Source organism: Streptomyces sp. NPDC006687 (assembly GCF_040636215.1).
In the GTDB taxonomy this organism is placed as follows: Bacteria; Actinomycetota; Actinomycetes; order Streptomycetales; family Streptomycetaceae; genus Streptomyces.
In genome coordinates this window covers 96,880-120,384 of the sequence record NZ_JBEYJJ010000002.1, presented here as the reverse complement: position 1 = coordinate 120,384, position 23,505 = coordinate 96,880, and the positions used below count along the sequence as shown (strand labels likewise).

The window sequence follows — 23,505 nt, the reverse complement described above, 5'->3', positions numbered from 1 at the left end:
GAGGCGAGGCCGAAACGAGGAGGAACCGGTGGCGACTGCGCCTGGCGAGACGAATGCCGCGCCAGTACGAGGGCGATCCACCCGGCAGCGGGCCGCCGTGGCGGCGGCGCTGGACGAGGTGGACGAGTTCCGCAGCGCCCAGGAGCTGCACGACATGCTCAAGCACCGGGGCGACTCCGTCGGCCTGACCACCGTCTACCGCACCCTCCAGTCCCTGGCGGACGCCGGCGAGGTGGACGTGCTGCGCACCAGCGACGGGGAATCCGTCTACCGCCGCTGCTCCACGGGCGATCACCACCACCACCTGGTCTGCCGCAAGTGCGGCAAGGCGGTCGAGGTGGAGGGCCCGGCGGTGGAGAAGTGGGCGGAGTCCATCGCGGCCGAGCACGGCTTCGTGAACGTGGCCCACACCGTGGAGATCTTCGGCACCTGCGCGGACTGCGCCGCCGCCGGCTAGCCGGCCGTCCTGGAAAGGGTCGGAATCCGGTCGTCCACCGACCGGATCCGGTCGAATACGTACACCGGAGTACACCGGAGTACGCCCGAGTACGCCCGAGTACGGCTGAACGCACCGGCGCCGCCGGCCCCCCCAGGGGTCCGGCGGCGCCGTCGTGTCCCCGAAGGTCAGCTCCCGGAGCCCTCGGGCTGGTTCGGGACCGCGCCGCCGAAGCGGCGGTCGCGCTGGGCGTACTCCATGCAGGCGTCCCACAGGTGGATCCGGTCGAAGTCCGGCCACAGCACGTCCTGGAAGACCATCTCGGCGTAGGCGCTCTGCCAGATCAGGTAGTTGGAGGTGCGCTGTTCGCCGCTGGGGCGCAGGAACAGGTCCACGTCCGGCATGTCCGGGTAGTAGAGGTACTTGGCGAGGGTCTTCTCGTTGACCTTCGACGGGTCCAGCCGCCCGGCCTTCACGTCCTCGGCGAGGGCCTGCGCGGCGTCGGCGATCTCGGCGCGGCCGCCGTAGTTCATGCAGAAGTACAGCGTCAGCTTGTCGTTGTCCTTGGTCTGCTCCTGGGCGACCTGGAGCTCCTTGGCCACGGACTTCCACAGCTTGGGCATACGGCCCACCCAGCGCACCCGGATGCCGAGCGCGTCGAGCTGGTCGCGGGTCTTGCGGATGAAGTCGCGGTTGAAGTTCATCAGGAAGCGCACCTCGTCGGGCGAGCGCTTCCAGTTCTCGGTGGAGAAGGCGTACAGGGAGATGTTCTTGACGCCCATCTCGATCGCCCCCTGGAGGACGTCCAGGACGCGCTCGGCGCCGACCTTGTGGCCCTCGGTGCGCGGCAGACCCCGCTCCTTGGCCCAGCGGCCGTTGCCGTCCATCACGATCGCGACGTGCTCCGGCACCAGCTCGCCCGGGATCTTCGGCGGACGGGCGCCGGTCGGGTGCGGTTCGGGGAGCATGTACTCGCGGCGGGAGCGTCCCAGGAATCCGCGTACTGCCATGGCGCTTCGGTCTCCGATCTCGGTTACTTCTCGACGTAACGCAAGGAACGCAGTCCGCGCTCCAGATGCCAGTGCAGATAGGCGGAGACGAGTCCGCTCCCCTCGCGCACGTACCGCGGCTCCGCCGCGTCGGCCGTCGGCCAGTCCCCCGTCAGCAGGGCGCTGAGCAGCCCGATGGCCTCAGCAGATGGTACGACGCTTCCGGGGACCCGGCAGTCGCCGCACACGACCCCGCCGGCGCCGACGGAGAAGTGCCGGTTGGGTCCGTGGATCCCGCATTTCGCGCAGTCCTCGAAGCTGGGCGCGTAGCCGTTGACGGCGAGGGAGCGCAGCAGGAAGGCGTCGAGGACCAGGTGCGGCTCGTGCTCCCCGCGCGCGAGGGTGCGCAGGGCGCCGACCAGCAGCAGGTACTGCTGGACGGCGGGCTCGCCCTCGTTCTCGGTGAAGCGTTCGGCGGTCTCCAGCATCGCGGTGCCGGCGGTGTAGCGGGCGTAGTCGGTGACGATGCCGTTGCCGTACGGGGCGATGATCTCGGTCTGGGTGCACAGCGGCAGGCTGCGGCCGATCAGCTCGCTGCCCCGGGCGAAGAACTGCACGTCGGCGTGGGAGAAAGGTTCCAGCCGGGCGCCGAACTTGGACTTCGTACGCCGTACTCCGCGGGCGACGGCCCGGACGCGGCCGTGGCCGCGGGTGAGCAGCGTGATGATGCGGTCCGCCTCACCCAGCTTCTGGGTGCGCAGCACGATGCCGTCGTCGCGGAACAGACTCATGGACCCATTGTCCCCCGCTCCACGGCGGCACCGGCCCCGCCCCGGCTCCGCGGACGGGACCGCCCCTCAGGGCGCGCGCACCGCCGACAGGAGTCCGGCCACCTCCTCCGAGCCCATGCGCAGCGCCGCGCCCACAGTGGCGAGCACCTCGCGCTCGGCCGGGATGTAGGCACCGTCCGCCAGGGCGATCCGGGCGCCCTGGAGCAGGATCGAGGCGCGGCCGGGGGCGGCCAGGTGCGCGGCGAGCGGCTCCAGCGCCTCGTGCAGCTCGATGGACAGCGCCGCCCCGCAGCACTCGGGCCCGTCGTACAGGCCCAGCCGGCCCTCGTCGGTGGCCAGCGCGTCCACCAGGGACTCCAGCTGCTCCCCGGTGCAGTCCTGGAAGCCGGCGCCGCGTACGGCCGACACGGCGGCCTCCACGGCGCTGCGGGAGGAGGTTCCACCGGCGGCAAGCACGGCCAGCGTCACGGTGTGCACGGCGTCGCGCAGGAGCGAGGAGAAGCGGGTGGTGGTGAGGTGGTCCAGCACCTCGGTGCCGAAACGCTGCCGGCACGCCTGGCACTCGACGACGGGTCCGGCCTCCCCGCGCGGGAGCAGCGGCAGGCCGAGCACGGTGAACCGGCGGCGGCCGGTGCGCCGGCGGTAGTTGCGGTCACCTCCGCAGCCGGGGCAGAAGAACTCCCCGTCGCCCACGGTGTTCCAGCTGGTACGAATGCCCCACAGCGTCAGCTTCCGGCCGTCCCCACCCCGAACTGGCAGCACGTCGCACCTCCGTAACTCCCCCGTGGTCCTTCGGACACGGGAGGGGCCCCGCCCGGCAACGACGCCGGGTTCGCGTGATGTTAGCCACATCGGTGAGTGTGCGTCAGCCGTGCGACAAGACAACCTGCGCCCGGGGGCGCACTTGGCCGATCTGCGCCCCCGGCCGAAGGGGCCCGTAGCGGCCCCGGACACGGCGCGACCCCGCTCCTCCGGCCGGAGGGGCGGGGTCGCCCCGGGGGTGGTTCAGCGGCCCGCGCGGTTGACGGCGGAGATGACCGCCTTCAGGGAGGCACGGGTGGTGTTGGCGTCGATGCCGATGCCCCACAGGACCCGGCCGTCGATGGCGCACTCGATGTACGAGGCGGCGACGGCGGAGGCGCCCTCGCTCATCGTGTGCTCGGTGTAGTCCAGCAGGCGGGCGTCCACGCCGATGCCGGCCAGCGCGTCGAAGAAGGCCGAGATCGGGCCGTTGCCGGTGCCGTTCAGGACCGTCTCGACCCCGTCCACGACGGCTTCGACGGTCAGCGTGTCGGTGCCGTCCTTGTCGGTGGTGGTGGAGCCGGAGCGCAGCTGGATGCGGCCCCAGGGGTTCTCGGGGTTGGGCAGGTACTCGTCCGAGAAGACCTCCCAGATGGCCTTCGGGGTGATCTCGCCGCCCTCGGCGTCGGTCTTGGCCTGGATGATCCGCGAGAACTCGATCTGCATGCGGCGCGGCAGGTCCAGCTTGTGGTCGTTCTTCAGGACGTAGGCGATGCCGCCCTTGCCCGACTGGGAGTTGACCCGGATGATCGCCTCGTAGGAGCGGCCGACGTCCTTGGGGTCGATCGGCAGGTACGGGACGGCCCATTCGATCTCGTCGACGGTCTTGCCCTGGGCGGCCGCGTCGGCCTCCATGGCGTCGAAGCCCTTCTTGATGGCGTCCTGGTGGGAGCCGGAGAAGGCGGTGTAGACCAGGTCGCCCGCGTAGGGGTGGCGCGGGTGGACCTCCATCTGGTTGCAGTACTCGCTGGTGCGGCGGATCTCGTCGATCTGCGAGAAGTCGATCTGCGGGTCGACGCCCTGGGAGAACAGGTTCATGCCCAGGGTGATCAGGTCGACGTTGCCGGTGCGCTCGCCCTGCCCGAACAGGCAGCCCTCGATGCGGTCGGCGCCGGCCATCAGGGCCAGCTCGGCGGCGGCGACGGCGGTGCCGCGGTCGTTGTGCGGGTGCACGGAGATGCAGATGTGCTCGCGGCGCGTCAGGTGGCGGGCCATCCACTCGAAGCGGTCCGCGTGGGTGGAGGGCGTGGAGCGCTCCACGGTGGCGGGCAGGTTCAGGATGATCTCGCGGCCGGGGCCGGGCTGCCAGACGTCGCAGACGGCCTCGCAGACCTCCAGGGCGAAGTCCAGCTCGGTGTCGGTGAAGATCTCCGGGCTGTACTGGTAGCCGAAGACGGTCTCGGGGCCCAGCAGCTTCTCGGCGTACTCCATGACCAGGCGGGTGCCGTCGACGGCGATCTGCTTGATCTGCTCCTTGGAGCCGCGGAAGACGACCCGGCGGAAGGTCGGGGCGGTCGCGTTGTACAGGTGGACGGTGGCGCGCCTGGCGCCGACCAGGGACTCCACGGTCCGCTCGATCAGGTCCTCGCGGGCCTGGGTCAGTACGGAGATGGTGACGTCGTCCGGGATCGCGCCCTCTTCGATGATGGAGCGCACGAAGGCGAAGTCGGTCTCGCCGGAGGAGGGGAAGCCGACCTCGATCTCCTTGTAGCCCATGCGCACCAGCAGGTCGAACATCTCGCGCTTGCGGGCGGGGGTCATCGGGTCGATCAGCGACTGGTTGCCGTCGCGCAGGTCGGTGGAGAGCCAGCGCGGAGCCTTGGTGATGCGGGCGTCGGGCCAGGTGCGGTCCGGGATGTCCACCTGCTCGTACACGCCGTACTTGTGGACCGGCATCCCGGAGGGCTTCTGGGTGTGGGTCGCGTTCGTGATGGGCGTGGGGCGACCGGCGAAAGTGTGCTGACTCATGGCGTGGGGCTCCTCGCGTGTCCGCGTGTAGTTCGCTGAACGGCCGACGGCGGTAGTGAAAACCGCAACACCAAACTCCGCGGGGAGGGGGCCGGCCTACGACTACAGACCCTCGCCGCGGCAGCTAAGGAGAAGCAGCCCGAAACGCATGATGGGCCGAGCCTAGCCGAGCCGCGCCGTATCGCGAGGACCTGTTTCAGTATGCAAGACCCGCGTGCCCGATTTATACCCTTTGTGACCCGAAACGCCTTTCCTCCGCCAAGGTCCGGCGGATCCGTCAACACGGCGCGCCGTCTTTGAGACAACCGAATGAATCACGCTCGCCGCTAGTGACACCGGCATCACCCACTGCCACATTTCCGGCATGGACGCCTTCCTCACCCCTGGTCACACCCCCCGCCACCCGGTCTTCTGCACCGTGGTCCCGCCGCACCTGCTGGACAAGGCCGCCCGCTCCGCCGACCCCGCCCGGGCCGACGCCGCCCAGCGCACCCTGGAGACTGACGCCCTCCTGCGCACCCGGCGCCGGATCAGCGCCGTCCGCGGGATCGCCCCGGCTGAGGGGGACACCCCGGCCGCCGACGGGCCGCGCCGCACGATCTACGACGCCCAGCACCACACCCGGCTGCCGGGCAGGAAGGTCCGGGCGGAGGGGGCCGACGCCTCCCAGGACGCCCCCGTCAACCGCGCGTACGCCGGGCTCGGAGCCACGTACGAGCTCTTCCTCAAGGGCTTCGGCCGGCGCTCGATCGACGGCTCCGGGCTGCCGCTGGACGCGAGCGTGCATTACGGCGAGGACTACAACAACGCCTTCTGGGACGGCCAGCAGATGGTCTTCGGCGACGGGGACGGCGACCTGTTCCTCGACTTCACGGTGTCGGTGGACGTCATCGGGCACGAGCTGACCCACGGGGTCACCCAGTACACGGCCAACCTCGACTACCACGGCCAGTCCGGCGCCCTCAACGAGTCCATGTCGGACGTCTTCGGCTCCCTGATCAAGCAGTACTCGCTCGGACAGACGGCGGACCAGGCGGACTGGCTCATCGGGGCCGGACTGCTCGGCCCGAACGTCACCGGGGTCGCGCTGCGCTCGATGAAGGCGCCGGGGACGGCGTACGACGACGACGAGCTCGGCAAGGACCCCCAGCCGGCGACGATGGACGGCTACGTGACCACCTCCCGCGACAACGGGGGCGTCCACATCAACTCCGGCATTCCCAACCACGCCTTCTACCTCGTGGCGACCGAGCTGGGCGGCAAGGCGTGGGAGCGGGCCGGGCAGATCTGGTACGACACCCTGACCGGCGGGCAGCTGACGTCCGGGGCGGACTTCAAGGAGTTCGCCCGGCTGTCGGTGGCGGCGGCCGTGGCCCGGTACGGGGAGGGCGGCGCCGAGCACCGGGCCCTCCAGAAGGGCTGGGCGGCGGTGGGCCTGGGGTAGGAATGCGGGCATGAGGATCGAAGTGGTGCGGACGGGCGGATTCGCGGGGATCGAGCGCCGGGCCGAGGTGGACACCTCGGACCTGCCCGACGCGCAGGAGTGGCAGGCCCTGGCCCTGCGGGCGCTGCGTCCCCACCCCCGGGCCGCCCCGGGCCCGGGCGGGGTCCGGGACGGCTTCGCCTACCGCATCACGGTGGACGGCCGCACGGTGTCCTGCCACGACCCCCACCTCACGGACGCCCAGCGCAGCCTGATCACGCGGGTGCTGAAGGAAGGGGCCTAGGGGCCCACGGGGCTGGAGGGGCGGCGGGTACCGGAGGTGCCCGCCGCACTCGCACGGGTGGCCGAAACCAGCCCCTCCCCGCGCGGGGTCTTTTTGCGGAAACGGCAAGAAGGTTTGGCGCGGTACCGGGGCGGGGCGGAGCATCGGCGGTGTCCGTACCGGCACCGACCGAGGAGCCCCTGTGCCCAGCACCTCCCACGACCACCACAGCCACCAGGGCCACAGCGCCGACGCGACCGGCCAGGCTTTCTGGGACTCCCGTTACCGCGAGAGCGAGCGGATCTGGAGCGGACGGCCCAACTCCGTCCTGGTCCGGGAAGCCGCCGGCCTCACCCCCGGCCGGGCGCTGGACCTCGGCTGCGGCGAGGGCGCCGACGCCGTCTGGCTGGCCGGACGGGGCTGGCGGGTGACCGGTACCGACATCTCGCCCGTGGCCCTGGAACGGGCGGCCGGGCACGCGGCCGAGGCGGGGCTGGCGGACCGGATCGTCTTCGAACGCCACGACCTCGGGGAGTCCTTCCCCGCCGGGGAGTTCGACCTGGTCTCGGCCTGCTTCCTGCACAGCCCGGGCGAGATGCCCCGCGAGCGCATCCTGCGCAGGGCCGCGGCGGCGGTCGCCCCGGGCGGGATCCTGCTGGTGGCCGGGCACGGCGGCCCGGCGCCGGGCGCGCAGAACCCGCACCCGGAGCTGCACTTTCCCACCCCCGAGGAGGTGCTGGCCGCCCTGGAGCTGCCCGAGGAGGGCTGGGAGGTGCTGGTCTGCGCCGAGCACGAGCGGACCGGCGCGGAGGCCGAGCGGCCCGGGCACGGCTACGACAACACGCTCACGCTGCGCCGCCTGCCCTGACCGGGATCACCCGAGGGGGATCAGAAGCCGAGCTTGCGCAGCTGCTTGGGGTCGCGCTGCCAGTCCTTGGCGACCTTCACGTGCAGGTCGAGGAAGACCGGCGTGCCGAGCAGCGCCTCGATGTGCTTGCGCGACTTCATGCCGACCTCCTTCAGGCGGGAGCCCTTGGGGCCGATGATGATGCCCTTCTGGCTGGGCCGCTCGATGTAGACGTTGGCGTGGATGTCCAGCAGCGGCCGGTCCGCCGGGCGGTTCTCCCGCGGGATCATCTCCTCGACGACCACGGCGATGGAGTGCGGGAGCTCGTCCCGTACGCCCTCCAGCGCGGCCTCGCGGATCAGCTCCGCGACCATCACCATCTCGGGCTCGTCGGTGAGGTCGCCCTCGGGGTAGAGCGGGGGGCTCTCCGGCAGCATCGGCGCGATCAGGTCCGCGAGCAGCTGGACCTGCTGGTCGCCGACCGCCGACACGGGGACGATCTCGGCCCACTCGATACCGAGCTCGGTGCCGAGCTGCTGGATCGCGATGAGCTGCTCGGCCAGCTGCTTGGACTCGACCAGGTCGGTCTTGGTGACGATGGCGATCTTGGGGGTCTTCTTGATCCCCGCGAGCTCCTTGGCGATGAACTTGTCACCCGGCCCGAGCTTCTGGTCGGCGGGCAGGCAGAAGCCGATGACGTCGACCTCGGACCAGGTGGCACGCACCACGTCGTTGAGCCGCTCGCCGAGCAGGGTGCGCGGCTTGTGCAGACCGGGGGTGTCCACCAGCACCAGCTGGGCGTCGGGGCGGTGGACGATGCCGCGGACGGTGTGGCGGGTGGTCTGGGGCCGGTTCGAGGTGATCGCGACCTTGGTACCCACGAGCGCGTTGGTCAGGGTCGACTTCCCCGCGTTGGGGCGGCCGACGAAGCAGGCGAAGCCCGCGCGGTGCGGGGCGGTGGGCTCGGGGGAACGATCGCTCATACGGGCCATTCTCCCCGATCCCGTCCGCCCCGCCGACCAGCCCCGCGCACGGCCCGGCACGCGGAGCCCCCCGGCGCCGGGTGAGGGCCGCCCGGCACCCACCCGGCCGGGCGTACGCGGGGGGAGGCAGCGTGACCGCTCCGAGCCGGCCGGCGACCGCGCCACCGCCCGCCGGCCCGCCCGTCAGGCGCGGCCGGCGGTGCGCCCCGTCGCGCGGAACGCCCTCCGGTAGGCCGTCGGGCTCACGCCCAGCGCCGCCTGGACGTGCTTGCGCAGCGACTGCGCCGTACCGAAGCCCGCCTCCCGGGCCACCGCCTCCATCGGCAGCTCCGTCCGCTCCAGCAGCTGCCGCGCCCGCTCCACCCGCTGCCCGGTGATCCACTCCCCCGGGCTGACCCCCGCCTCCTGGCGGAACCGGCGCGTGAAGGTCCGCACCGACACGGACTCCTGCCGGGCCAGGTCGCTCAGCCGCAGCGGCTCGTGCAGCCGGTCCAGCACCCAGGCCCGCGCCGCCGTGGTGCTGGTCTGCTGCGGCTCGGGCACGGGCCGGTCGATGAACTGCGCCTGCCCGCCCTGCCGGTGGGGCGGCACGACGGTCCGCCGGGCCACCTCGTTGGCGACGGCGACGCCGTGGTCGCGGCGGACGACGTGCAGGCACAGGTCGATGCCGGCGGCCACCCCGGCGGAGGTCAGCACGTCCCCGTCGTCGGTGTAGAGCACGCCCGCGTCGACCCGTACGGCCGGGAACAGCCGCTGGAAGTGCTCGGCGGCGGCCCAGTGGGTGGTGGCCGGACGGCCGTCCAGGTAGCCGGCGGCGGCCAGGACGTAGCCGCCCGTGCAGATGGAGACGAGCCGGGTCCCGGGCCGGATGTGGGCGAGGGCCGCCGCGAGCCCTTCCGTCAGCCGGCCCTCGTCGTAGACCGGCCCCAGCTCGTACGAGGCGGGCACCACCACGGTGCCGGCCGTGGCGAGCAGCTCCGGGCCGTGCTCGACGTCGATGGCGAAGTCGGCGTCCGTCCGGACCGGCCCGGGGGCGAGGGCGCACGTCAGGATCTCGTACAGGGGGCGCCCGGCGGGGTCCTTGGCGCGGCCGAAGATCCGGTGCGGGATGCCGAGCTCGAAGGGGAGCAGCCCTGCGAGGGCGAGGACCACCACACGGTGCGGGACGGGGGCGGGGCTAGCGGCAGCGGCCATGGCCCGATCGTATCGAAGCGTGTCGGTCAGGCCACTGTCCTGCGGTCCCCCGCCCCCCGGATGCTGTCCGGGTGACGAAGACAGCTCCCGCCTCCCGCCCCCGCGACACCGCCCTTCCCGCCCCCCGCCCGCCCGGCCGTGTCCACCGGGCCTGGTTCGCCGCGGCCGTCGCCTTCGTGACGATCATCGGCGCCGCGGCCTTCGCTTCCCTCCCCGGACTGCTCATCGAGCCGCTGCACGAGGAGTTCGGCTGGTCGCGCGGCACGATCGGCTTCGCCGTCTCGGTCAACCTCGCCCTCTACGGACTGACCGCCCCCTTCGCCGCCGCCCTGATGGACCGTTTCGGCATCCGCAAGGTCGTCGCGACCGCCCTGACCGTCATCGCCGGCGGCTCGCTGGCCACGGTGTGGATGACCGCCGCATGGCAGCTGGTGCTGTTCTGGGGCGTGCTCGTGGGCCTGGGCAGCGGTTCGATGGCCCTGGCCTTCGCGGCGACGGTGACCAACCGCTGGTTCACCGCCCGGCGCGGGCTCGTCACCGGCGTGCTCACGGCCGCCGGCGCCTCCGGGCAGCTGATCTTCCTGCCCCTGCTGTCCTGGCTGGTCGAGCGCCACGGCTGGCGTCCGGCGTCGGTGACCGTGGCGCTGGCGGCCCTGTCCGTCGTGCCCTTCGTCTGGCTGCTGCTGCGCGACCACCCGGCCGACGTGGGCCTCGCCCCGTACGGGGGCGCGTACGAGCCCCGGCCCGCGCCCGTGCGGGGGGCGGCCCGGCGGGCCGTGGCCGTGCTCCTCCGGGCGGCGCGGACGGGACCGTTCTGGCTGCTGGCGGGCACCTTCGCGATCTGCGGGGCCTCCACGAACGGCCTCGTCCGCACCCACTTCACCCCGGCCGCGCACGACCACGGCATGCCGGTGACGGCCGCCGCGGGGCTGCTCGCGGTGATCGGCGTGTTCGACGTGCTCGGCACCATCGCCTCGGGCTGGTTCACCGACCGGTTCGAGGCGCGCCGCCTGCTGGCGGTGTACTACGCCCTGCGCGGGATCTCGCTGTTGTTCCTGCCGGTGCTGCTGGCGCCGACGGTGCATCCGCCGATGGTGTTCTTCATCGTCTTCTACGGGCTCGACTGGGTGGCGACCGTCCCGCCGACCATCGCCCTGTGCCGGGAGCACTACGGGCAGGACAGCGCCATCGTCTTCGGCTGGGTACTGGCCTCGCACCAGGTGGGAGCGGCGCTGGTGGCCTTCCTCGGCGGGGTGGCCCGGGACGCGCTCGGCTCGTACGACCTGGTCTGGTACGCCTCGGGCGGGCTGTGCGCGCTCGCCGCGCTGATGGCGATGGTGATCCGCCGCCGCCCGGAGCGGCCGGCCGTCCCGGCGGCGGCCTGAGCGCCGCCGTACGCGCGAACGCGCCGCCCGGATGTCCTCGGGCGGCGCGCGGCGGGGTTCAGGCTCCAGCGGGGGTGGTGGACCTCAGGGTGCCGTCCGGGCCGGCGAGCATGACCGGGGTGGCCGGGCCGCCGAGGTCGCGGACGGCGGCGCGGTCGGCGTCGGCCGGGGCGTCGGCGGTGCTGACCACGGCCGCCGCCTCCAGGGAGCGGGCGCCGCTGGCCACCGCCATGGCGACGGCCGTCTGGAGGGCGCTGAGCTTGAGGGAGTCCAGCTCCACGGTCCCGGCGACGTACGTACGGCCGGTCTCGTCCCGTACCGCCGCCCCCTCCGCGACTCCGTTACGGGCCCGGGCGCTGCGCGCCAGGGTGATGATCTTGCTGTCCTCGGGGTCGATCCCCGCTCCCACGCTGCTGTCGGTCATAGCCGAAAGCATAGGGAGCGCCCCGCCGGCGCCGTGCGACGACCCCGCCGGGGCGCGGTCCGGCGGGTGCTCACGGCCGGTCGAGCCGCAGCCGCTGCGCCTTCGGCAGGCCCGCCACGACCAGGTCGTACGAGTCCTCCACCAGCTCCCGCACCAGCGCGTCCGGCAGCTCCCCCACCGTCACGGTGTTCCAGTGCCGCTTGTTCATGTGCCAGCCCGGCACGATCGCCGGGTGCTGCTCGCGCAGCCGCACCGCCGCCTCCGGCTCGCACTTGAGGTTGATCCTCAGCGGCTCCCCGTCCAGCGCGGACAGCGCGAACACCTTCCCCAGCACCTTGAACACCGAGGTTTCGGGGGTGAAGGGGAACTCCTCCACCGCCGCGTTGAAGCCGAGACAGAACGCGCGCAGCTCCGCCGGGGTCATGACGCCTCCTCTTCCGCGGTCTGGGGGGCCAGCGGCTCCACCAGCACCGTGACGATCTTGTTCCGGCGGCCCGCCGGGGATTCGGCCGTCAGCCGCAGCGGGCGCCCGTCCGGCAGGTCCACCACCGCCGAGGCCCCGGCGATCGGCACCCGGCCCAGGGACTTCGCCAGCAGCCCGCCGACCGTCTCCACGTCCTCGTCGTCGAAGGCCAGCGCCCCGAACAGCTCCCCGAGGTCGGTGATGTCCAGGCGCGCCGTGACCCGGTAGCGGTCGTCGCCGAGCTCCTCCACGGGCGGGATCTCCCGGTCGTACTCGTCGGTGATCTCGCCGACGATCTCCTCCAGGATGTCCTCGATGGTCACGATGCCGGCCGTGCCGCCGTACTCGTCGATGACGACGGCCACGTGGTTGCGCACCGACTGCATCTCGCGCAGCAGGTCACCGGCGTTCTTGGTGTCGGGCACGAAGACGGCGGGCCGCATCACGGTCGAGACCAGGTCGGTCTCGGCCTCGCGGTTGATGTGGGTGCGCCGGACGAGGTCCTTGAGGTAGACGATGCCGACGATGTCGTCCTCGTTCTCCCCGGTGACCGGGATCCGGGAGAAACCGGAGCGCAGGGCGAGGGTGGTCGCCTGGCGGATCGTCTTGTAGCGCTCGATGCAGACCAGGTCGGTGCGCGGCACCATCACCTCGCGGACGAGGGTGTCGCCGAGTTCGAAGACCGAGTGCACCATCCGGCGCTCGTCGTCCTCGATCAGCGACTCCGCCTCCGCCAGGTCCACCATCGCGCGCAGCTCGGCCTCGGAGGCGAAGGGCCCCTTGCGGAAGCCCTTGCCCGGGGTGAGGGCGTTGCCGATGAGGATCAGCAGCTGCGGGACCGGCCCCATGATCCGCGCCAGCGGGACGAGGACGTACGCGGCCGCCGTCGCGGTGTTCAGCGGGTGCTGGCGGCCGATCGTACGGGGGGACACGCCCACCGCCACGAAGGAGACCAGCACCATCACGCCGATGGCCACCAGCAGGGCGGTCCAGTTCTCGCCGAACGCGTCGAGGCAGACGTACGTGACGAACACGCCCGCGGCCATCTCGCAGGTGACGCGGACCAGCAGGGCCACGTTGACGTAGCGGGTGGGGTCGGCGGCGACCTGGGCCAGCTTGGCACTGCCGCGCCGGCCCTCCCGTACGGCCTGGTCGGCGCGGAAACTGGAGACCCGGGCGATCCCGGACTCGGCGCAGGCCGCGAACCAGGCCACCACCGTCAGCAGGACCGCCCCGGTGATCAGCTGGTAGGCGCCGGTCACGAGACGGTCGGGGCCGGGGAGGGACCCGTCATCCCGCGCTCACCGCGCCAGCCGTCGACGATGGCCGCCTGGAGGCCGAACATCTCGGCCTTCTCGTCCGGCTCCTCGTGGTCGTACCCGAGCAGGTGCAGCACCCCGTGGACGGTCAGGAGCTGGAGCTCCTCGTCCATGGAGTGCCGCGTGGGGGCCTCCTGGCCCTGCTTCTTCGCCACCTCGGGGCACAGGACGATGTCGCCGAGGAGCCCCTGCGGGGGCTCCTCGTCGTCCTTCGACGGCGGGCGCAGCTCGTCCATCGGGAAGGACATGACGTCGGTGGGTCCGGGCAGGTCCATCCACTGGATGTGGAGCTGCTCCATCGCCGCCTCGTCGACGACGATGACGGACAGCTCGGAGAGCGGGTGGATCCGCATCCGGGCGAGCGCGTAGCGGGCGACGTCGAGGATCGCCTGCTCGTCGACTTCGGTTCCGGACTCGTTGTTGACGTCGATCGACATGGTGCGCTGGGTTCTACTTCCGCTGGTTGCCGTTCCGGGCCGGTCCGGTCTCCCGGGCGGCCTGGCTGTCGTCGTACTTGGCGTACGCGTCGACGATACGGCCGACCAGCTTGTGCCGGACGACATCCTCGGAGGTGAGCCGCGAGAAGTGGATGTCCGGCACCCCGTCCAGGATGTCCTGGACCTGCCGCAGCCCGCTCCTGGCGCCGCCCGGAAGGTCGATCTGCGTGATGTCACCGGTGACGACGATCTTCGAATCGAAGCCGAGCCGGGTCAGGAACATCTTCATCTGCTCGACGGTGGTGTTCTGCGCCTCGTCGAGGACGACGAAGGCGTCATTGAGCGTGCGGCCCCTCATATAGGCCAGCGGCGCCACCTCGATGGTGCCGGCGGCCATCAGGCGCGGGATGGAGTCGGGGTCCATCATGTCGTGGAGGGCGTCGTAGAGCGGGCGCAGGTAGGGGTCGATCTTGTCGAAGAGCGTGCCCGGCAGGAAGCCGAGCCGCTCCCCCGCCTCGACGGCGGGCCGGGTCAGGATGATGCGGCTGACCTGCTTGGACTGCAGGGCCTGCACCGCCTTCGCCATGGCGAGGTAGGTCTTTCCGGTACCGGCGGGGCCGATGCCGAAGACGATCGTGTGCTTGTCGATCGCGTCGACGTACCGCTTCTGGTTGAGCGTCTTGGGGCGGATGGTGCGGCCGCGGTTGGAGAGGATGTTCTGCGTGAGCACCTCCGCCGGGGTCTCCAGCGGGCGGCCCTCCGCGTCGCTGCCGTTCGCCTTGAGCATGGCGATCGAGCGTTCCACTGCGTCCTCCGTCATCGGCTGTCCGGTGCGGAGCACCAGCATCATCTCGTCGAACAGGCGCTGGATGAGGGCGACTTCCGCCGCCTCCCCCACCGCGCTGACCTGGTTGCCGCGTACATGGATGTCCGCCCTCGGGAAGGCGCTCTCGATCACGCGCAGCAGCACGTCACCCGAACCGAGGACGGTGACCATCGGGTGCGTCGCCGGGACGGTGAAGTGCGCTCGCGCCTGGCCCGGTACGGGGCTGTGGGCTGTCGGTGTCTGCGTCATGGGCCGGCACTGTGGCCTGCGCATACCTCCCGCTGAGGGGCCGCTCGGATCGACGGCCTCCGGAGTACCAAGGGTACGTCCACCCCGGACGGTTCCCGAGAGGTTTTCCGGTCCGGCCCCGATGCCCGCTAGACGGGGCTGCGGAAGCCGATGGTGGGGACGGCCCGGCGGCGGGAGCAGGGCAGGGTGCCGGCGGGGACGAGGGCGTCGAGGAAGGCGTAGCGCCCGCGCAGCTCCTCGGGGGCCGTGCGCCACCAGTGGGCCACCTCCGGCCAGCCGGGGGCGGAGAGGGAGCCGCCGAACTCCTGCACCGAGAGGGCGGCGGTCAGCCCGGCGAAGGCCAGCCGGTCCGCCAGCGGCCAGCCCGCGAGGCTGCCGGTGACGAAGCCGGCCACGTACACGTCCCCGGCGCCGGTGGGGTCCAGGGCTTCCACGGCGATGGCGGGCACCTCCGCCGTCTCCCCCGTCCGGGAGTCCACGGCGTACGAGCCCTCCGCGCCCATCGTCACCACCGCGACCGGGACCTTCTCCGCCAGCGCCCGGGCCGCGGCGCGGGGGCAGTCGGTGCGGGTGTAGCGCATGGCCTCGCCGGCGTTGGGCAGGAACGCCTCGCAGTGGTCCAGGTCGGTCAGGGAGGCGAGGTCCCAGCGGCCGGTGTCGTCCCAGCCGACGTCGGCGAAGATCCGCGAGCCGCGTCGGGCGGCCTCGCCGATCCAGTCCTCGCGGCGGCCGGCGGACAGCGAGGCCACGGCGGCACGCGTCCGCGGCGGACACCAGGGGAAGGGGCCGGGCCCGGCCGGGGGCGGGGCTTCGTGGCCGTGGGAGACCATCGTGCGCTCGCCCTCGTAGGCCATGGAGACGGTGACGGGGCTGTGCCAGCCGGGGACGGTGCGCGACATGGACAGGTCGATGCCCTCGCCCTGGGCCAGGGCGTCCCAGCAGTACTCGCCGTAGTGGTCGTCGCCGAAGGCGGCCGCGAGTGAGGTGCGCAGGCCCAGCCGGGCCAGGGCGGTGGCCATGTTGGCGACGCCGCCGGGGCTGGAGCCCATGCCGCGCGCCCAGGACTCCGTCCCCCGGACGGGAGCGGAGTCGAGGCCGGTGAAGATGATGTCGAGGAAGACCGTGCCGGTCAGGAAGACGTCGCAGCCCGGCTCCTGGGGATCGCGCAGCGGGCCCAGCGGGTCGAGCGTCGCATGGCGGCTGGTGCGGCTGTCCCGACTGCTCACGGTGTACTCCCCGTTGGTGTGTCGTCTCTGCGTCCGTCCGGAGGGCTGCCGGACCTGCCCGGGCGCGCCGGGCCGAACCCAGTGTGGCCCACCCCGCCTCGACGCCGCCTAGCGCTTGGGCAGCGGCACGCGGGCGAGGTCGGCGGCGATGGTGAGCTCGCCCTCGAACCCGGCCGCGCGGGCCTCCCGTTCGAACTCCGACGGGTCGGGGTAGCGCTGCGAGAAGTGCGTCAGCACCAGGTGCCGGACCCCTGCCTCCCGCGCCACCCCGGCGGCCTGGGCGGCGGTCAGGTGCCCGTGGTCGGCGGCCAGCCCCTCGTCGGCGTCCAGGAACGTGGACTCGATGACCAGCATGTCGCAGCCCTCGGCCAGCTCCTCCACCCCGGAGCACAGCCGGGTGTCCATGACGAAGGCGAACCGCTGCCCGGGCCGGTGCTCGCTGACCTCCTCCAGGGTGACCTCCCCCAGCCGGCCCTCGCGCTGGATCCGCCCCACGTCCGGGCCCTTGATCCCGTGCCGCGCGAGCAGTTCCGGCCGCATCCTGCGCCCGTCGGGCTCGGTCAGGCGGTAGCCGAAGGACTCCACCGGGTGCGAGAGGCGGCGGGCCTCCAGGGTGTACGAGGGGCCCTGCGCGAGCACCTCGTCCCGGGCGACCGGCTCCTCCCGGAGGCGGACGGTCTCCCGGTAGGCGGTGGCGTACCGCAGCCGGTCGAAGAACTTCTGCCCGGAGGCCGGGTAGTGCGCGGTCACGGGGTGCGGGACCTGGTCGAGGTTGATCCGCTGGATCACCCCGGCGAGGCCGAGGCTGTGGTCACCGTGGAAGTGGGTGACGCAGATCCGGTTGATGTCGTGGGCCGCGACCCCGGCCCGCAGCATCTGCCGCTGCGTTCCCTCGCCCGGGTCGAAGAGGATGCCCTCGCCGTCCCAGCGCAGTAGGTAGCCGTTGTGGTTGCGGTGGCGGGTGGGCACCTGGCTGGCCGTGCCGAGGACCACGAACTCGCGTACGGACACCGGTGGCTACCCGGGCGGCCACTGGAGGCCGCGGCCGCCCAGGACGTGCAGGTGGGCGTGGAAGACGGTCTGGCCCGCGGCGGCGCCGGTGTTGAACACGACCCGGTAGCCGGGCTCGTCGATCTTCTCGTCGGCGGCGATCTGCCCGGCCTCGCGCAGTATGTCGGCGATCACGGTCGGCTCGGCGGCGGCGAGGGAGGCCGCGTCGGGGTAGTGCAGCTTGGGGATGACCAGCACGTGGGTGGGCGCCTGCGGGTTGATGTCCCGGAAGGCGATGGTGGTCTCGGTCTCCCGGACCACCGTCGCAGGGATCTTGCCCTCGACGATCTTGCAGAACAGGCAGTCCGCCTGCGGTTCCCCGGCCATGGCCGCGCCTCCCGTGAAGTGGATCGGTCGGGGCATGCTACCGGCCCGGCCCCGCACCGGGCCCGCCGGGCGAGCGGGGCTCGACCGTCCGCCCCCGCCGGCCCGAGGGCTCCGCCGATGCCGTTCCCCGGCGCGCGCCCCGCTGGGGGCCTACGCCCAGCGTCCGGTGCGGGCCAGCAGGACCGCCGTGGCCGCCGTGCCCGCCGTCGAGGTGCGCAGGACGCTGCGGCCCAGGCGGTACGGGCGGGCGCCCGCCTCCGCGAAGACGGCCAGCTCCTCCGGGGAGACCCCGCCCTCGGGGCCGACCACCAGCACCACCGAGCCCGACTCCGGCAGCGCGGCCGTCGCCAGGGGCTCCGAGGCGGCCTCGCGGTCCTCGTGGAGCACCATCGCCAGGTCGGCGCCCGCCAGCAGCGCCGCCACCTGCTTCGTGGACAGCGCCTCACCCACCTCCGGGAACCGGACCCGCCGCGCCTGCTTGCCCGACTCGCGGGCGGTGGAACGCCACTTGGCCAGCGACTTGGCCCCGCGCTCACCCCGCCACTGGGTGATGCACCGCGACGCCTGCCACGGCACGATGGCGTCGACCCCGGTCTCGGTCATCGTCTCCACCGCGACCTCGCCCCGGTCGCCCTTCGGCAGCGCCTGCACCACCGTGATCCGTACCGCGGGCTCCGGCTCCTCGCGGATCCCGTGCAGGTCCGTGAGCACCAGGCGGTCCTTGCCCTCGGCCGCCTTGACCACGCCCTCCGTCCAGCGGCCCCGCCCGTCGGTGAGGACCACGTCCTCGCCCGGGCCCAGCCGCTTCACGGACACCGCGTGCCGCCCCTCGGCGCCCTCCAGCACGAACTGCGGCCCCGCGGGGACCTCTTCGACCACGAACACGGGGGCCGTCATGACGCTCTCCTCATCTGCAACACACCTTCGACGCGTTCTGCGCCTGGGCCAGTTCGGCCGCCAGCACCTCCACCAGCTCCCCGGCCGGCAGCGCCCGGGCCAGCCGGTGCCCCTGCCCCGCCCACAGCGCCATGCCCTGAGGGTCCCCCGCCGCGGCGGCCGCCTTGCGCAGCCCCGAGGTCAGGTGATGGATCTGGGGGTAGGCGGCCGGGGCGTAGGGGCCGTGCTCGCGCACGAAGCGGTTCACCAGGCCGCGCGCCGGCCGGCCCGAGAAGGCCCGGGTGAGCTCGGTGTGCGGGAACGCCGGGTCGGTCAGGGCCTGCTTGTGCAGCAGGTGGGCGCCCGACTCCCGGCAGGCCAGGAAGGCCGTGCCCAGCTGCGCGGACTCCGCGCCGGCCGCGAGCAGCGCCGCGATCTGCGCGCCCCGCATCACCCCGCCCGCCGCGATGATCGGCAGCGCCACGGCCTCCCGTACCTGGGTGACCAGGGCGAGCAGGCCGACGCCCGCCGTGCCGTCGGTCTGCGGGTCGTCGTGGTGGGTGCCCTGGTGGCCGCCGGCCTCGACGCCCTGGACGCAGACGGCGTCGGCGCCGGCCGCCTCGGCGGTACGGGCCTCCTCGGGCGAGGTCACGGTGACGATGGTGCGGGTGCCGACCGCCCGCAGGCGCGCGAGGGCGGCGGGGTCGGGGCAGCCGAAGGTGAAGGAGACGACCCGCACCGGGTCCTCCAGCAGGATGGCGAGCTTGGCGTCGTAGCCGTCGTCGGAGGTACCGATGATGTCCTCCTCGGCGAGGGAGACCTCGTACCAGCTCGCCTCGCCCGCCAGCTGCCCGCGGTACGCCTCGACGGCGGCCGGGTCGACGTAGCCGGTCTGCGGCAGGAGGAGGTTCACGCCGAAGGGGCGCCGGGTGAGCCCGCGCGTCTGCTTGATCTCCTGGTACATGCCGTCGGCGGTCTTGTAGCCGCCGGCCAGGAAACCGAGCCCGCCCGCTTCGCACACGGCGGCGACGAGGGGCGGGCCGGAGACGCCGCCCGCCATGGGAGCCTGCACGATCGGGTAGGGGTGGAGACCGTTCGGTGCGGAGGACATGGACTGCATCGTGCCATGTCCGGGTCACGGCGCCGAATCATGGCATTCGCCTGGCATAGTCCGCTTTCCCGTCGGCCCGGCGGCGGGGCCCGCAACGGCGAGGAGCCCGGTACGGGGTCCCCCGTACCGGGCTCCTGCACTGCCGTCCGCGGCGGTCAGCGACCGTTGAACGCGTCCTTCAGGCGGCTGAACAGGCCCTGCTGGCCCGGAGCGAACTGGCCCATGGGCCGCTCCTCGCCGCGCAGCTTGGCGAGCTGGCGCAGCAGCTCCTCCTGCTGGGCGTCCAGCTTGCCGGGCGTGGTGACCTCGACGTGGACGATCAGGTCGCCGCGGCCGCCGCCGCGCAGGTGCGTGACACCGCGGCCGTGCAGCGGGATCGCCTGGCCGGACTGGGTCCCGGGCCGGATGTCGATCTCCTCCATGCCGTCCAGCGTCTCCAGCGGGCACTTGGTGCCCAGGGCCGCGGCCGTCATGGGGATGGTGACCGTGCAGTGCAGGTCGTCCCCGCGCCGCTGGAAGGTCGGGTGCGCCAGCTCGTGGATCTCCACGTACAGGTCGCCGGCGGGGCCGCCGCCGGGGCCGACCTCGCCCTCGCCCGCGAGCTGGATCCGGGTGCCGTTCTCGACGCCGGCCGGGATCTTGACCGTCAGGCTGCGGCGGGAGCGGACCCGGCCGTCGCCCGCGCACTCCGGGCACGGGGTGGGGACGACCGTGCCGAAGCCCTGGCACTGCGGGCAGGGGCGCGAGGTCATGACCTGGCCCAGGAAGGACCGGGTGACCTGGGAGACCTCACCGCGGCCGCGGCACATGTCACAGGTCTGCGCGGAGGTGCCGGGGGCGGCGCCCTCACCGGAGCAGGTGCCGCAGACCACGGCGGTGTCGACCTGGATGTCCTTGGTCGTGCCGAAGGCGGCCTCGTCCAGCTCCAGGTCGAGGCGGATCATGGCGTCCTGGCCGCGGCGGGTGCGCGAGCGCGGGCCGCGCTGCGAAGCCTGGCCGAAGAAGGCGTCCATGATGTCGGAGAAGTTGCCGAAGCCGCCCGCGCCGAAGCCGCCCGCGCCGCCACCGCCGCCGCCCGAGGAGGACAGCGGGTCGCCGCCGAGGTCGTAGACCTGCTTCTTCTGCGGGTCCGAGAGGACCTCGTAGGCCGCGTTGATCTCCTTGAAGCGCTCCTGCGTCTTCGGGTCCGGGTTCACGTCCGGGTGGAGTTCACGGGCCAGGCGACGGAATGCCTTCTTGATCTCGTCCTGGGATGCGTCGCGGCGCACGCCGAGTACGGCGTAGTAGTCCGTGGCCACTTACGACTCCGCCAGGATCTGTCCGACGTAACGTGCCACTGCGCGTACCGCTCCCATCGTTCCGGGGTAGTCCATGCGGGTCGGTCCGACCACGCCGAGTTTGGCGACTGCTTCGCCGCCCGAACCGTAGCCGACGGAGACGACGGACGTGGAGTTGAGCCCCTCGTAGGCGTTCTCGTGCCCGATCCGTACGGCCATTCCCGACTCTCCGGCCTCACCCAGCAGCTTGAGGAGCACCACGTGCTCCTCAAGCGCTTCGAGCACCGGCCTGATCGTCAGGGGAAAATCATGTCCGAAGCGCGTGAGGTTGGCGGTGCCGCCGATCATCAGCCGCTCCTCCGCCTCCTCGGCCAGCGTTTCGAGAAGGGTGGCGAGCACGGCCTTGACGGTGGCCCGGTCCTCGACCTCGAAGGACTCCGGGAGGTCCTGTACGAGGTTCGGCACGTCGGTGAACCGACGGCCGACGACCCGGCTGTTGAGGCGTGCCCGCAGGTCGGCGAGGGATTGCTCGCCGAAGGGGGTCTGGGTGTCGACCAGACGCTGCTCGACCCGCCCGGTGTCGGTGATCAGCACGAGCATCAGCCGGGCCGGGGCCAGCGACAGCAGCTCGACGTGCCGGACGGTGGAACGGGTCAGCGACGGGTACTGGACGACGGCGACCTGGCGGGTGAGCTGCGCGAGCAGCCGCACCGTGCGGCCCACGACGTCGTCGAGGTCGACGGCCCCGTCGAGGAAGTTCTGGATGGCCCGGCGCTCGGGCGTGGACAGCGGCTTGACCCCGGCCAGCCGGTCGACGAAGAGGCGGTAGCCCTTGTCGGTGGGGATCCGGCCGGCGCTGGTGTGGGGCTGGGCGATGTAGCCCTCCTCCTCCAGCACGGCCATGTCGTTGCGCACGGTGGCGGGCGAGACGCCCAGTTTGTGCCGCTCGGTGAGGGCCTTGGACCCGACGGGCTCCTCCGTGCCGACATAGTCCTGGACGATGGCGCGGAGCACCTCGAGTCTGCGTTCACTGAGCATGCGCGCACACCTCCGGATGCGGGTCGGTCGGCCGGTCCTGGCCGGGCTCTCTCGGGCGGGCTGGCACTCTGGTGGTCCGAGTGCCAGGAATCCCCCGGTCAGTGTACGGCCGGGTAGTACGCCGCGGGCAAGGGCGGCCCGCCAGGGTAGCGTCGCGGCATGGACGTGCGTTGGGAAGAGGCGGGCTGGGAACGGGTGACCCCGCGGGTGGGCCGGCGACGGCTCCCGGTGTGGGACTGCACGGTGGGACTGGTGGTGGGAGCGGATTCGGTGCTCCTGATCGACCCCGGATCCAGCGTGCGGGAGGGGGCGGCCGTCCGGGCCGAGGCGGAGCGGCTGACCGGCCGGCACGTGACCCATATCGCATTCACGCACGGACATTTCGATCATGTGCTGGGTGGCGCGGCCTTCGCGGGCGCCCGGTCCTACGGGGCGGTCGGGCTGGACCGGCTGATGGCGACCCCCGGCGGCCGGGAGGAGCTGCGGACGAGCGCGGTGGCCCACGGCCTGGCCGGGGAGGAGGCCGCCGAGGCGTGCGGCCTGCTCCGGGCCCCGGAGCACCTGGTGTCGGGCGAGTGGACGCTGGAGCTGGGCGGGGTGCAGGTGCTGCTGGCCAACGTCGGGCCCGCGCACTCGCAGCACGACCTGGCCGTCTTCGTGCCGGGCGAGCGGGAGGCGGTGTTCTGCGGGGACCTGGTCGAGGAGTCGGGCGAGCCCCAGGCGGGCTCGGACGCGGTGCCGGGCCAGTGGCCGGCCGCCCTGGACCGGCTGCTGGCGCTGGGCGGGGAGGACGCGCTGTACGTGCCGGGTCACGGAGCGGTGGTCGACGCGGGCTTCGTGCGTGCGCAACGCGCCACACTGGCGGACCGGTTCGGCGTGTCGCGGGCGTGAGGGCGGCCGCGCTCCTAGTGTCGGCCGGATGCGTGAGTACTCCCCCGACCTGACCCCGCAGTGGAAGCGCGCCAAGGCCGTGCCGGAGGTGCCGGCCGACCCCGGTCTGGTGGTCGAGGTGGCGGGTACGGACTTCTGCGGGGCGGTGGTGGCCTGCGAGGCGGGCACGGTGACCCTGGAGGACCGGTTCGGCAAGCGGCGGGTGTTCCCGCTGGAGCCGCGCGGCTTCCTGCTGGAGGGGGCGGTGGTGACGCTGACCCGCCCGTCACGGGCGCCCGCCGCGCCGGCCCGTACGGCCTCGGGCTCGGTCGCCGTTCCGGGGGCACGGGCGCGGGTGGCGCGGGCGGGGCGGATCTACGTGGAGGGGCGGCACGACGCCGAGCTGGTCGAGCGGGTCTGGGGCGACGACCTGCGGATCGAGGGCGTGGTGGTGGAGTACCTGGAGGGGATCGACGACCTCGCGGCCGTGGTGGCGGAGTTCGCCCCGGGGCCGGACGCCCGGCTGGGCGTGCTGGTGGACCATCTGGTGCCGGGGTCCAAGGAGTCCCGTATCGCGGCGTCGGTGACCTCGCCGGACGTGCTGGTGGTGGGCCACCCGTACGTGGACGTCTGGCAGGCGGTGAAGCCGTCGGCGCTGGGCATCGCGGCGTGGCCGCGGGTCCCGAGGGGCCAGGACTGGAAGACGGGCGTCTGCCGGGCCCTGGGCTGGCCGGAGCACACGGGGGCCGCCTGGCAGCACATCCTGTCCCGTGTGACCTCCTACCGCGACCTGGAGCCGACGCTGCTGGGGCGGGTGGAGGAACTGATCGACTTCGTCACGGCCCCCTGACCGGGCAGCGGCAGCGCGCCGCCGAACCCGGTCCCCCGGGGGCTGCGGTTCACTCCGGGGAG

General features: G+C 72.8%; 25 protein-coding genes. 7 read left to right on the top strand and 18 right to left on the bottom strand.

Annotation, left to right across the window (positions count from 1 at the left end; all coding sequences use genetic code 11):
• Positions 1 to 28: 28 nt before the first annotated feature.
• On the top strand, positions 29 to 457 hold the full coding sequence (locus ABZ716_RS02890) for a transcriptional repressor (RefSeq protein ID WP_069920211.1): 429 nt from the start codon (positions 29 to 31) through the stop codon (positions 455 to 457).
• Positions 458 to 624: 167 nt separating this feature from the next.
• Here the strand turns inward: ABZ716_RS02890 and ABZ716_RS02885 are convergent, their stop codons facing one another.
• The 4 genes from ABZ716_RS02885 to leuA all read right to left on the bottom strand — a co-directional run bounded on the left by ABZ716_RS02885 (position 625) and on the right by leuA (position 4,985).
• Positions 625 to 1,446: an isoprenyl transferase gene (locus tag ABZ716_RS02885; RefSeq protein ID WP_351891283.1), complete on the bottom strand. Its 822-nt coding sequence runs from the start codon at positions 1,444 to 1,446 to the stop codon at positions 625 to 627.
• 23 nt (positions 1,447 to 1,469) lie between these two features.
• Positions 1,470 to 2,216, bottom strand: a complete 747-nt coding sequence (gene recO, locus ABZ716_RS02880; RefSeq protein WP_358956047.1) for a DNA repair protein RecO — start codon at positions 2,214 to 2,216, stop codon at positions 1,470 to 1,472.
• A gap of 66 nt (positions 2,217 to 2,282) precedes the next feature.
• A complete protein-coding gene (locus tag ABZ716_RS02875; protein WP_358956045.1) occupies positions 2,283 to 2,978 on the bottom strand; it encodes a TerB family tellurite resistance protein in 696 nt (231 codons plus the stop codon).
• Between the two features lie 243 nt (positions 2,979 to 3,221).
• On the bottom strand, positions 3,222 to 4,985 hold the full coding sequence (gene leuA / locus ABZ716_RS02870) for a 2-isopropylmalate synthase (RefSeq protein WP_358956042.1): 1,764 nt from the start codon (positions 4,983 to 4,985) through the stop codon (positions 3,222 to 3,224).
• 364 nt (positions 4,986 to 5,349) lie between these two features.
• Between leuA and ABZ716_RS02865 the strand changes: the two genes are divergently transcribed.
• The 3 genes from ABZ716_RS02865 (at position 5,350) to ABZ716_RS02855 (ending at position 7,559) form a co-directional block, all read left to right on the top strand.
• Positions 5,350 to 6,429, top strand: a complete 1,080-nt coding sequence (locus ABZ716_RS02865; protein WP_358956039.1) for a M4 family metallopeptidase — start codon at positions 5,350 to 5,352, stop codon at positions 6,427 to 6,429.
• A 10-nt stretch (positions 6,430 to 6,439) separates the two neighbouring features.
• Positions 6,440 to 6,712 (top strand): protealysin inhibitor emfourin, encoded by a 273-nt coding sequence (locus ABZ716_RS02860; RefSeq protein WP_351885020.1) that lies wholly within the window; start codon positions 6,440 to 6,442, stop codon positions 6,710 to 6,712.
• Between the two features lie 181 nt (positions 6,713 to 6,893).
• Positions 6,894 to 7,559, top strand: a complete 666-nt coding sequence (locus ABZ716_RS02855) for a class I SAM-dependent methyltransferase (RefSeq protein ID WP_358956036.1) — start codon at positions 6,894 to 6,896, stop codon at positions 7,557 to 7,559.
• Positions 7,560 to 7,579: 20 nt separating this feature from the next.
• On the opposite strand, the gene era is transcribed toward ABZ716_RS02855, so the two are convergent.
• Entirely contained in the window at positions 7,580 to 8,521 is a 942-nt protein-coding gene (gene era, locus ABZ716_RS02850) for a GTPase Era (RefSeq protein WP_358956033.1), read from the bottom strand.
• A gap of 183 nt (positions 8,522 to 8,704) precedes the next feature.
• Positions 8,705 to 9,715, bottom strand: coding sequence for a helix-turn-helix domain-containing protein (locus ABZ716_RS02845; protein ID WP_358809954.1), 1,011 nt, complete (start codon positions 9,713 to 9,715; stop codon positions 8,705 to 8,707).
• Positions 9,716 to 9,786: 71 nt separating this feature from the next.
• Between ABZ716_RS02845 and ABZ716_RS02840 the strand changes: the two genes are divergently transcribed.
• Entirely contained in the window at positions 9,787 to 11,100 is a 1,314-nt protein-coding gene (locus tag ABZ716_RS02840) for an MFS transporter (RefSeq protein WP_358956030.1), read from the top strand.
• A gap of 58 nt (positions 11,101 to 11,158) precedes the next feature.
• On the opposite strand, the gene ABZ716_RS02835 is transcribed toward ABZ716_RS02840, so the two are convergent.
• The 12 genes from ABZ716_RS02835 to hrcA form a co-directional block, all read right to left on the bottom strand.
• The gene (locus tag ABZ716_RS02835; RefSeq protein ID WP_358956027.1) at positions 11,159 to 11,524 is read right to left on the bottom strand and encodes a cytidine deaminase; all 366 of its coding nucleotides are present in this window, start codon (positions 11,522 to 11,524) and stop codon (positions 11,159 to 11,161) included.
• A 70-nt stretch (positions 11,525 to 11,594) separates the two neighbouring features.
• On the bottom strand, positions 11,595 to 11,948 hold the full coding sequence (locus ABZ716_RS02830; protein ID WP_358809956.1) for an MmcQ/YjbR family DNA-binding protein: 354 nt from the start codon (positions 11,946 to 11,948) through the stop codon (positions 11,595 to 11,597).
• On the bottom strand, positions 11,945 to 13,249 hold the full coding sequence (locus tag ABZ716_RS02825; protein ID WP_358809957.1) for a hemolysin family protein: 1,305 nt from the start codon (positions 13,247 to 13,249) through the stop codon (positions 11,945 to 11,947). Before ABZ716_RS02825 ends, ABZ716_RS02830 begins: the two co-directional genes overlap by 4 nt.
• A complete protein-coding gene (gene ybeY / locus ABZ716_RS02820) occupies positions 13,246 to 13,743 on the bottom strand; it encodes an rRNA maturation RNase YbeY (RefSeq protein ID WP_351884996.1) in 498 nt (165 codons plus the stop codon). The genes ABZ716_RS02825 and ybeY overlap by 4 nt, the downstream gene beginning before the upstream one ends.
• Before the next feature lie 13 nt (positions 13,744 to 13,756).
• Positions 13,757 to 14,818 carry a PhoH family protein gene (locus ABZ716_RS02815; protein ID WP_358809958.1) on the bottom strand — a complete coding sequence of 354 codons (1,062 nt, stop codon included), beginning with the start codon at positions 14,816 to 14,818 and terminating at the stop codon, positions 13,757 to 13,759.
• 128 nt (positions 14,819 to 14,946) lie between these two features.
• The gene (locus tag ABZ716_RS02810; RefSeq protein WP_358809959.1) at positions 14,947 to 16,044 is read right to left on the bottom strand and encodes a PfkB family carbohydrate kinase; all 1,098 of its coding nucleotides are present in this window, start codon (positions 16,042 to 16,044) and stop codon (positions 14,947 to 14,949) included.
• A 108-nt stretch (positions 16,045 to 16,152) separates the two neighbouring features.
• Complete coding sequence (locus tag ABZ716_RS02805) at positions 16,153 to 17,055, bottom strand: ribonuclease Z (RefSeq protein ID WP_358956024.1); 903 nt, start codon at positions 17,053 to 17,055, stop codon at positions 16,153 to 16,155.
• A 6-nt stretch (positions 17,056 to 17,061) separates the two neighbouring features.
• Positions 17,062 to 17,421: a histidine triad nucleotide-binding protein gene (locus ABZ716_RS02800; protein WP_358809961.1), complete on the bottom strand. Its 360-nt coding sequence runs from the start codon at positions 17,419 to 17,421 to the stop codon at positions 17,062 to 17,064.
• 150 nt (positions 17,422 to 17,571) lie between these two features.
• Positions 17,572 to 18,318: a 16S rRNA (uracil(1498)-N(3))-methyltransferase gene (locus ABZ716_RS02795; RefSeq protein ID WP_358809962.1), complete on the bottom strand. Its 747-nt coding sequence runs from the start codon at positions 18,316 to 18,318 to the stop codon at positions 17,572 to 17,574.
• A 10-nt stretch (positions 18,319 to 18,328) separates the two neighbouring features.
• A complete protein-coding gene (locus ABZ716_RS02790) occupies positions 18,329 to 19,408 on the bottom strand; it encodes a nitronate monooxygenase (protein ID WP_358956021.1) in 1,080 nt (359 codons plus the stop codon).
• Between the two features lie 155 nt (positions 19,409 to 19,563).
• Positions 19,564 to 20,706 (bottom strand): molecular chaperone DnaJ, encoded by a 1,143-nt coding sequence (gene dnaJ / locus ABZ716_RS02785; protein WP_358956018.1) that lies wholly within the window; start codon positions 20,704 to 20,706, stop codon positions 19,564 to 19,566.
• Positions 20,707 to 21,723 carry a heat-inducible transcriptional repressor HrcA gene (hrcA, locus tag ABZ716_RS02780; protein ID WP_351884971.1) on the bottom strand — a complete coding sequence of 339 codons (1,017 nt, stop codon included), beginning with the start codon at positions 21,721 to 21,723 and terminating at the stop codon, positions 20,707 to 20,709.
• Positions 21,724 to 21,882: 159 nt separating this feature from the next.
• Between hrcA and ABZ716_RS02775 the strand changes: the two genes are divergently transcribed.
• Together ABZ716_RS02775 and ABZ716_RS02770 are read left to right on the top strand one after the other, a co-directional pair.
• On the top strand, positions 21,883 to 22,614 hold the full coding sequence (locus tag ABZ716_RS02775; protein WP_358956014.1) for an MBL fold metallo-hydrolase: 732 nt from the start codon (positions 21,883 to 21,885) through the stop codon (positions 22,612 to 22,614).
• 28 nt (positions 22,615 to 22,642) lie between these two features.
• Positions 22,643 to 23,443: a DUF3097 domain-containing protein gene (locus ABZ716_RS02770; protein WP_358956011.1), complete on the top strand. Its 801-nt coding sequence runs from the start codon at positions 22,643 to 22,645 to the stop codon at positions 23,441 to 23,443.
• Positions 23,444 to 23,505 lie beyond the last annotated feature (62 nt).

Bases quoted from the DNA above. Each gene is read 5' to 3' on its own strand.
- ABZ716_RS02885 (WP_351891283.1), bottom strand. From the start codon at position 1,446: ATGGCAGTACGCGGATTCCTGGGACGCTCCCGCCGCGAGTACATGCTC.
- recO (WP_358956047.1), bottom strand. From the start codon at position 2,216: ATGAGTCTGTTCCGCGACGACGGCATCGTGCTGCGCACCCAGAAGCTG.
- leuA (WP_358956042.1), bottom strand. From the start codon at position 4,985: ATGAGTCAGCACACTTTCGCCGGTCGCCCCACGCCCATCACGAACGCG.
- ABZ716_RS02865 (WP_358956039.1), top strand. From the start codon at position 5,350: ATGGACGCCTTCCTCACCCCTGGTCACACCCCCCGCCACCCGGTCTTC.
- ABZ716_RS02860 (WP_351885020.1), top strand. From the start codon at position 6,440: ATGAGGATCGAAGTGGTGCGGACGGGCGGATTCGCGGGGATCGAGCGC.
- era (WP_358956033.1), bottom strand. From the start codon at position 8,521: ATGAGCGATCGTTCCCCCGAGCCCACCGCCCCGCACCGCGCGGGCTTC.
- ABZ716_RS02845 (WP_358809954.1), bottom strand. From the start codon at position 9,715: ATGGCCGCTGCCGCTAGCCCCGCCCCCGTCCCGCACCGTGTGGTGGTC.
- ABZ716_RS02835 (WP_358956027.1), bottom strand. From the start codon at position 11,524: ATGACCGACAGCAGCGTGGGAGCGGGGATCGACCCCGAGGACAGCAAG.
- ABZ716_RS02830 (WP_358809956.1), bottom strand. From the start codon at position 11,948: ATGACCCCGGCGGAGCTGCGCGCGTTCTGTCTCGGCTTCAACGCGGCG.
- ybeY (WP_351884996.1), bottom strand. From the start codon at position 13,743: ATGTCGATCGACGTCAACAACGAGTCCGGAACCGAAGTCGACGAGCAG.
- ABZ716_RS02815 (WP_358809958.1), bottom strand. From the start codon at position 14,818: ATGACGCAGACACCGACAGCCCACAGCCCCGTACCGGGCCAGGCGCGA.
- ABZ716_RS02800 (WP_358809961.1), bottom strand. From the start codon at position 17,421: ATGGCCGGGGAACCGCAGGCGGACTGCCTGTTCTGCAAGATCGTCGAG.
- ABZ716_RS02795 (WP_358809962.1), bottom strand. From the start codon at position 18,318: ATGACGGCCCCCGTGTTCGTGGTCGAAGAGGTCCCCGCGGGGCCGCAG.
- ABZ716_RS02790 (WP_358956021.1), bottom strand. From the start codon at position 19,408: ATGTCCTCCGCACCGAACGGTCTCCACCCCTACCCGATCGTGCAGGCT.
- hrcA (WP_351884971.1), bottom strand. From the start codon at position 21,723: ATGCTCAGTGAACGCAGACTCGAGGTGCTCCGCGCCATCGTCCAGGAC.
- ABZ716_RS02775 (WP_358956014.1), top strand. From the start codon at position 21,883: ATGGACGTGCGTTGGGAAGAGGCGGGCTGGGAACGGGTGACCCCGCGG.
- ABZ716_RS02770 (WP_358956011.1), top strand. From the start codon at position 22,643: ATGCGTGAGTACTCCCCCGACCTGACCCCGCAGTGGAAGCGCGCCAAG.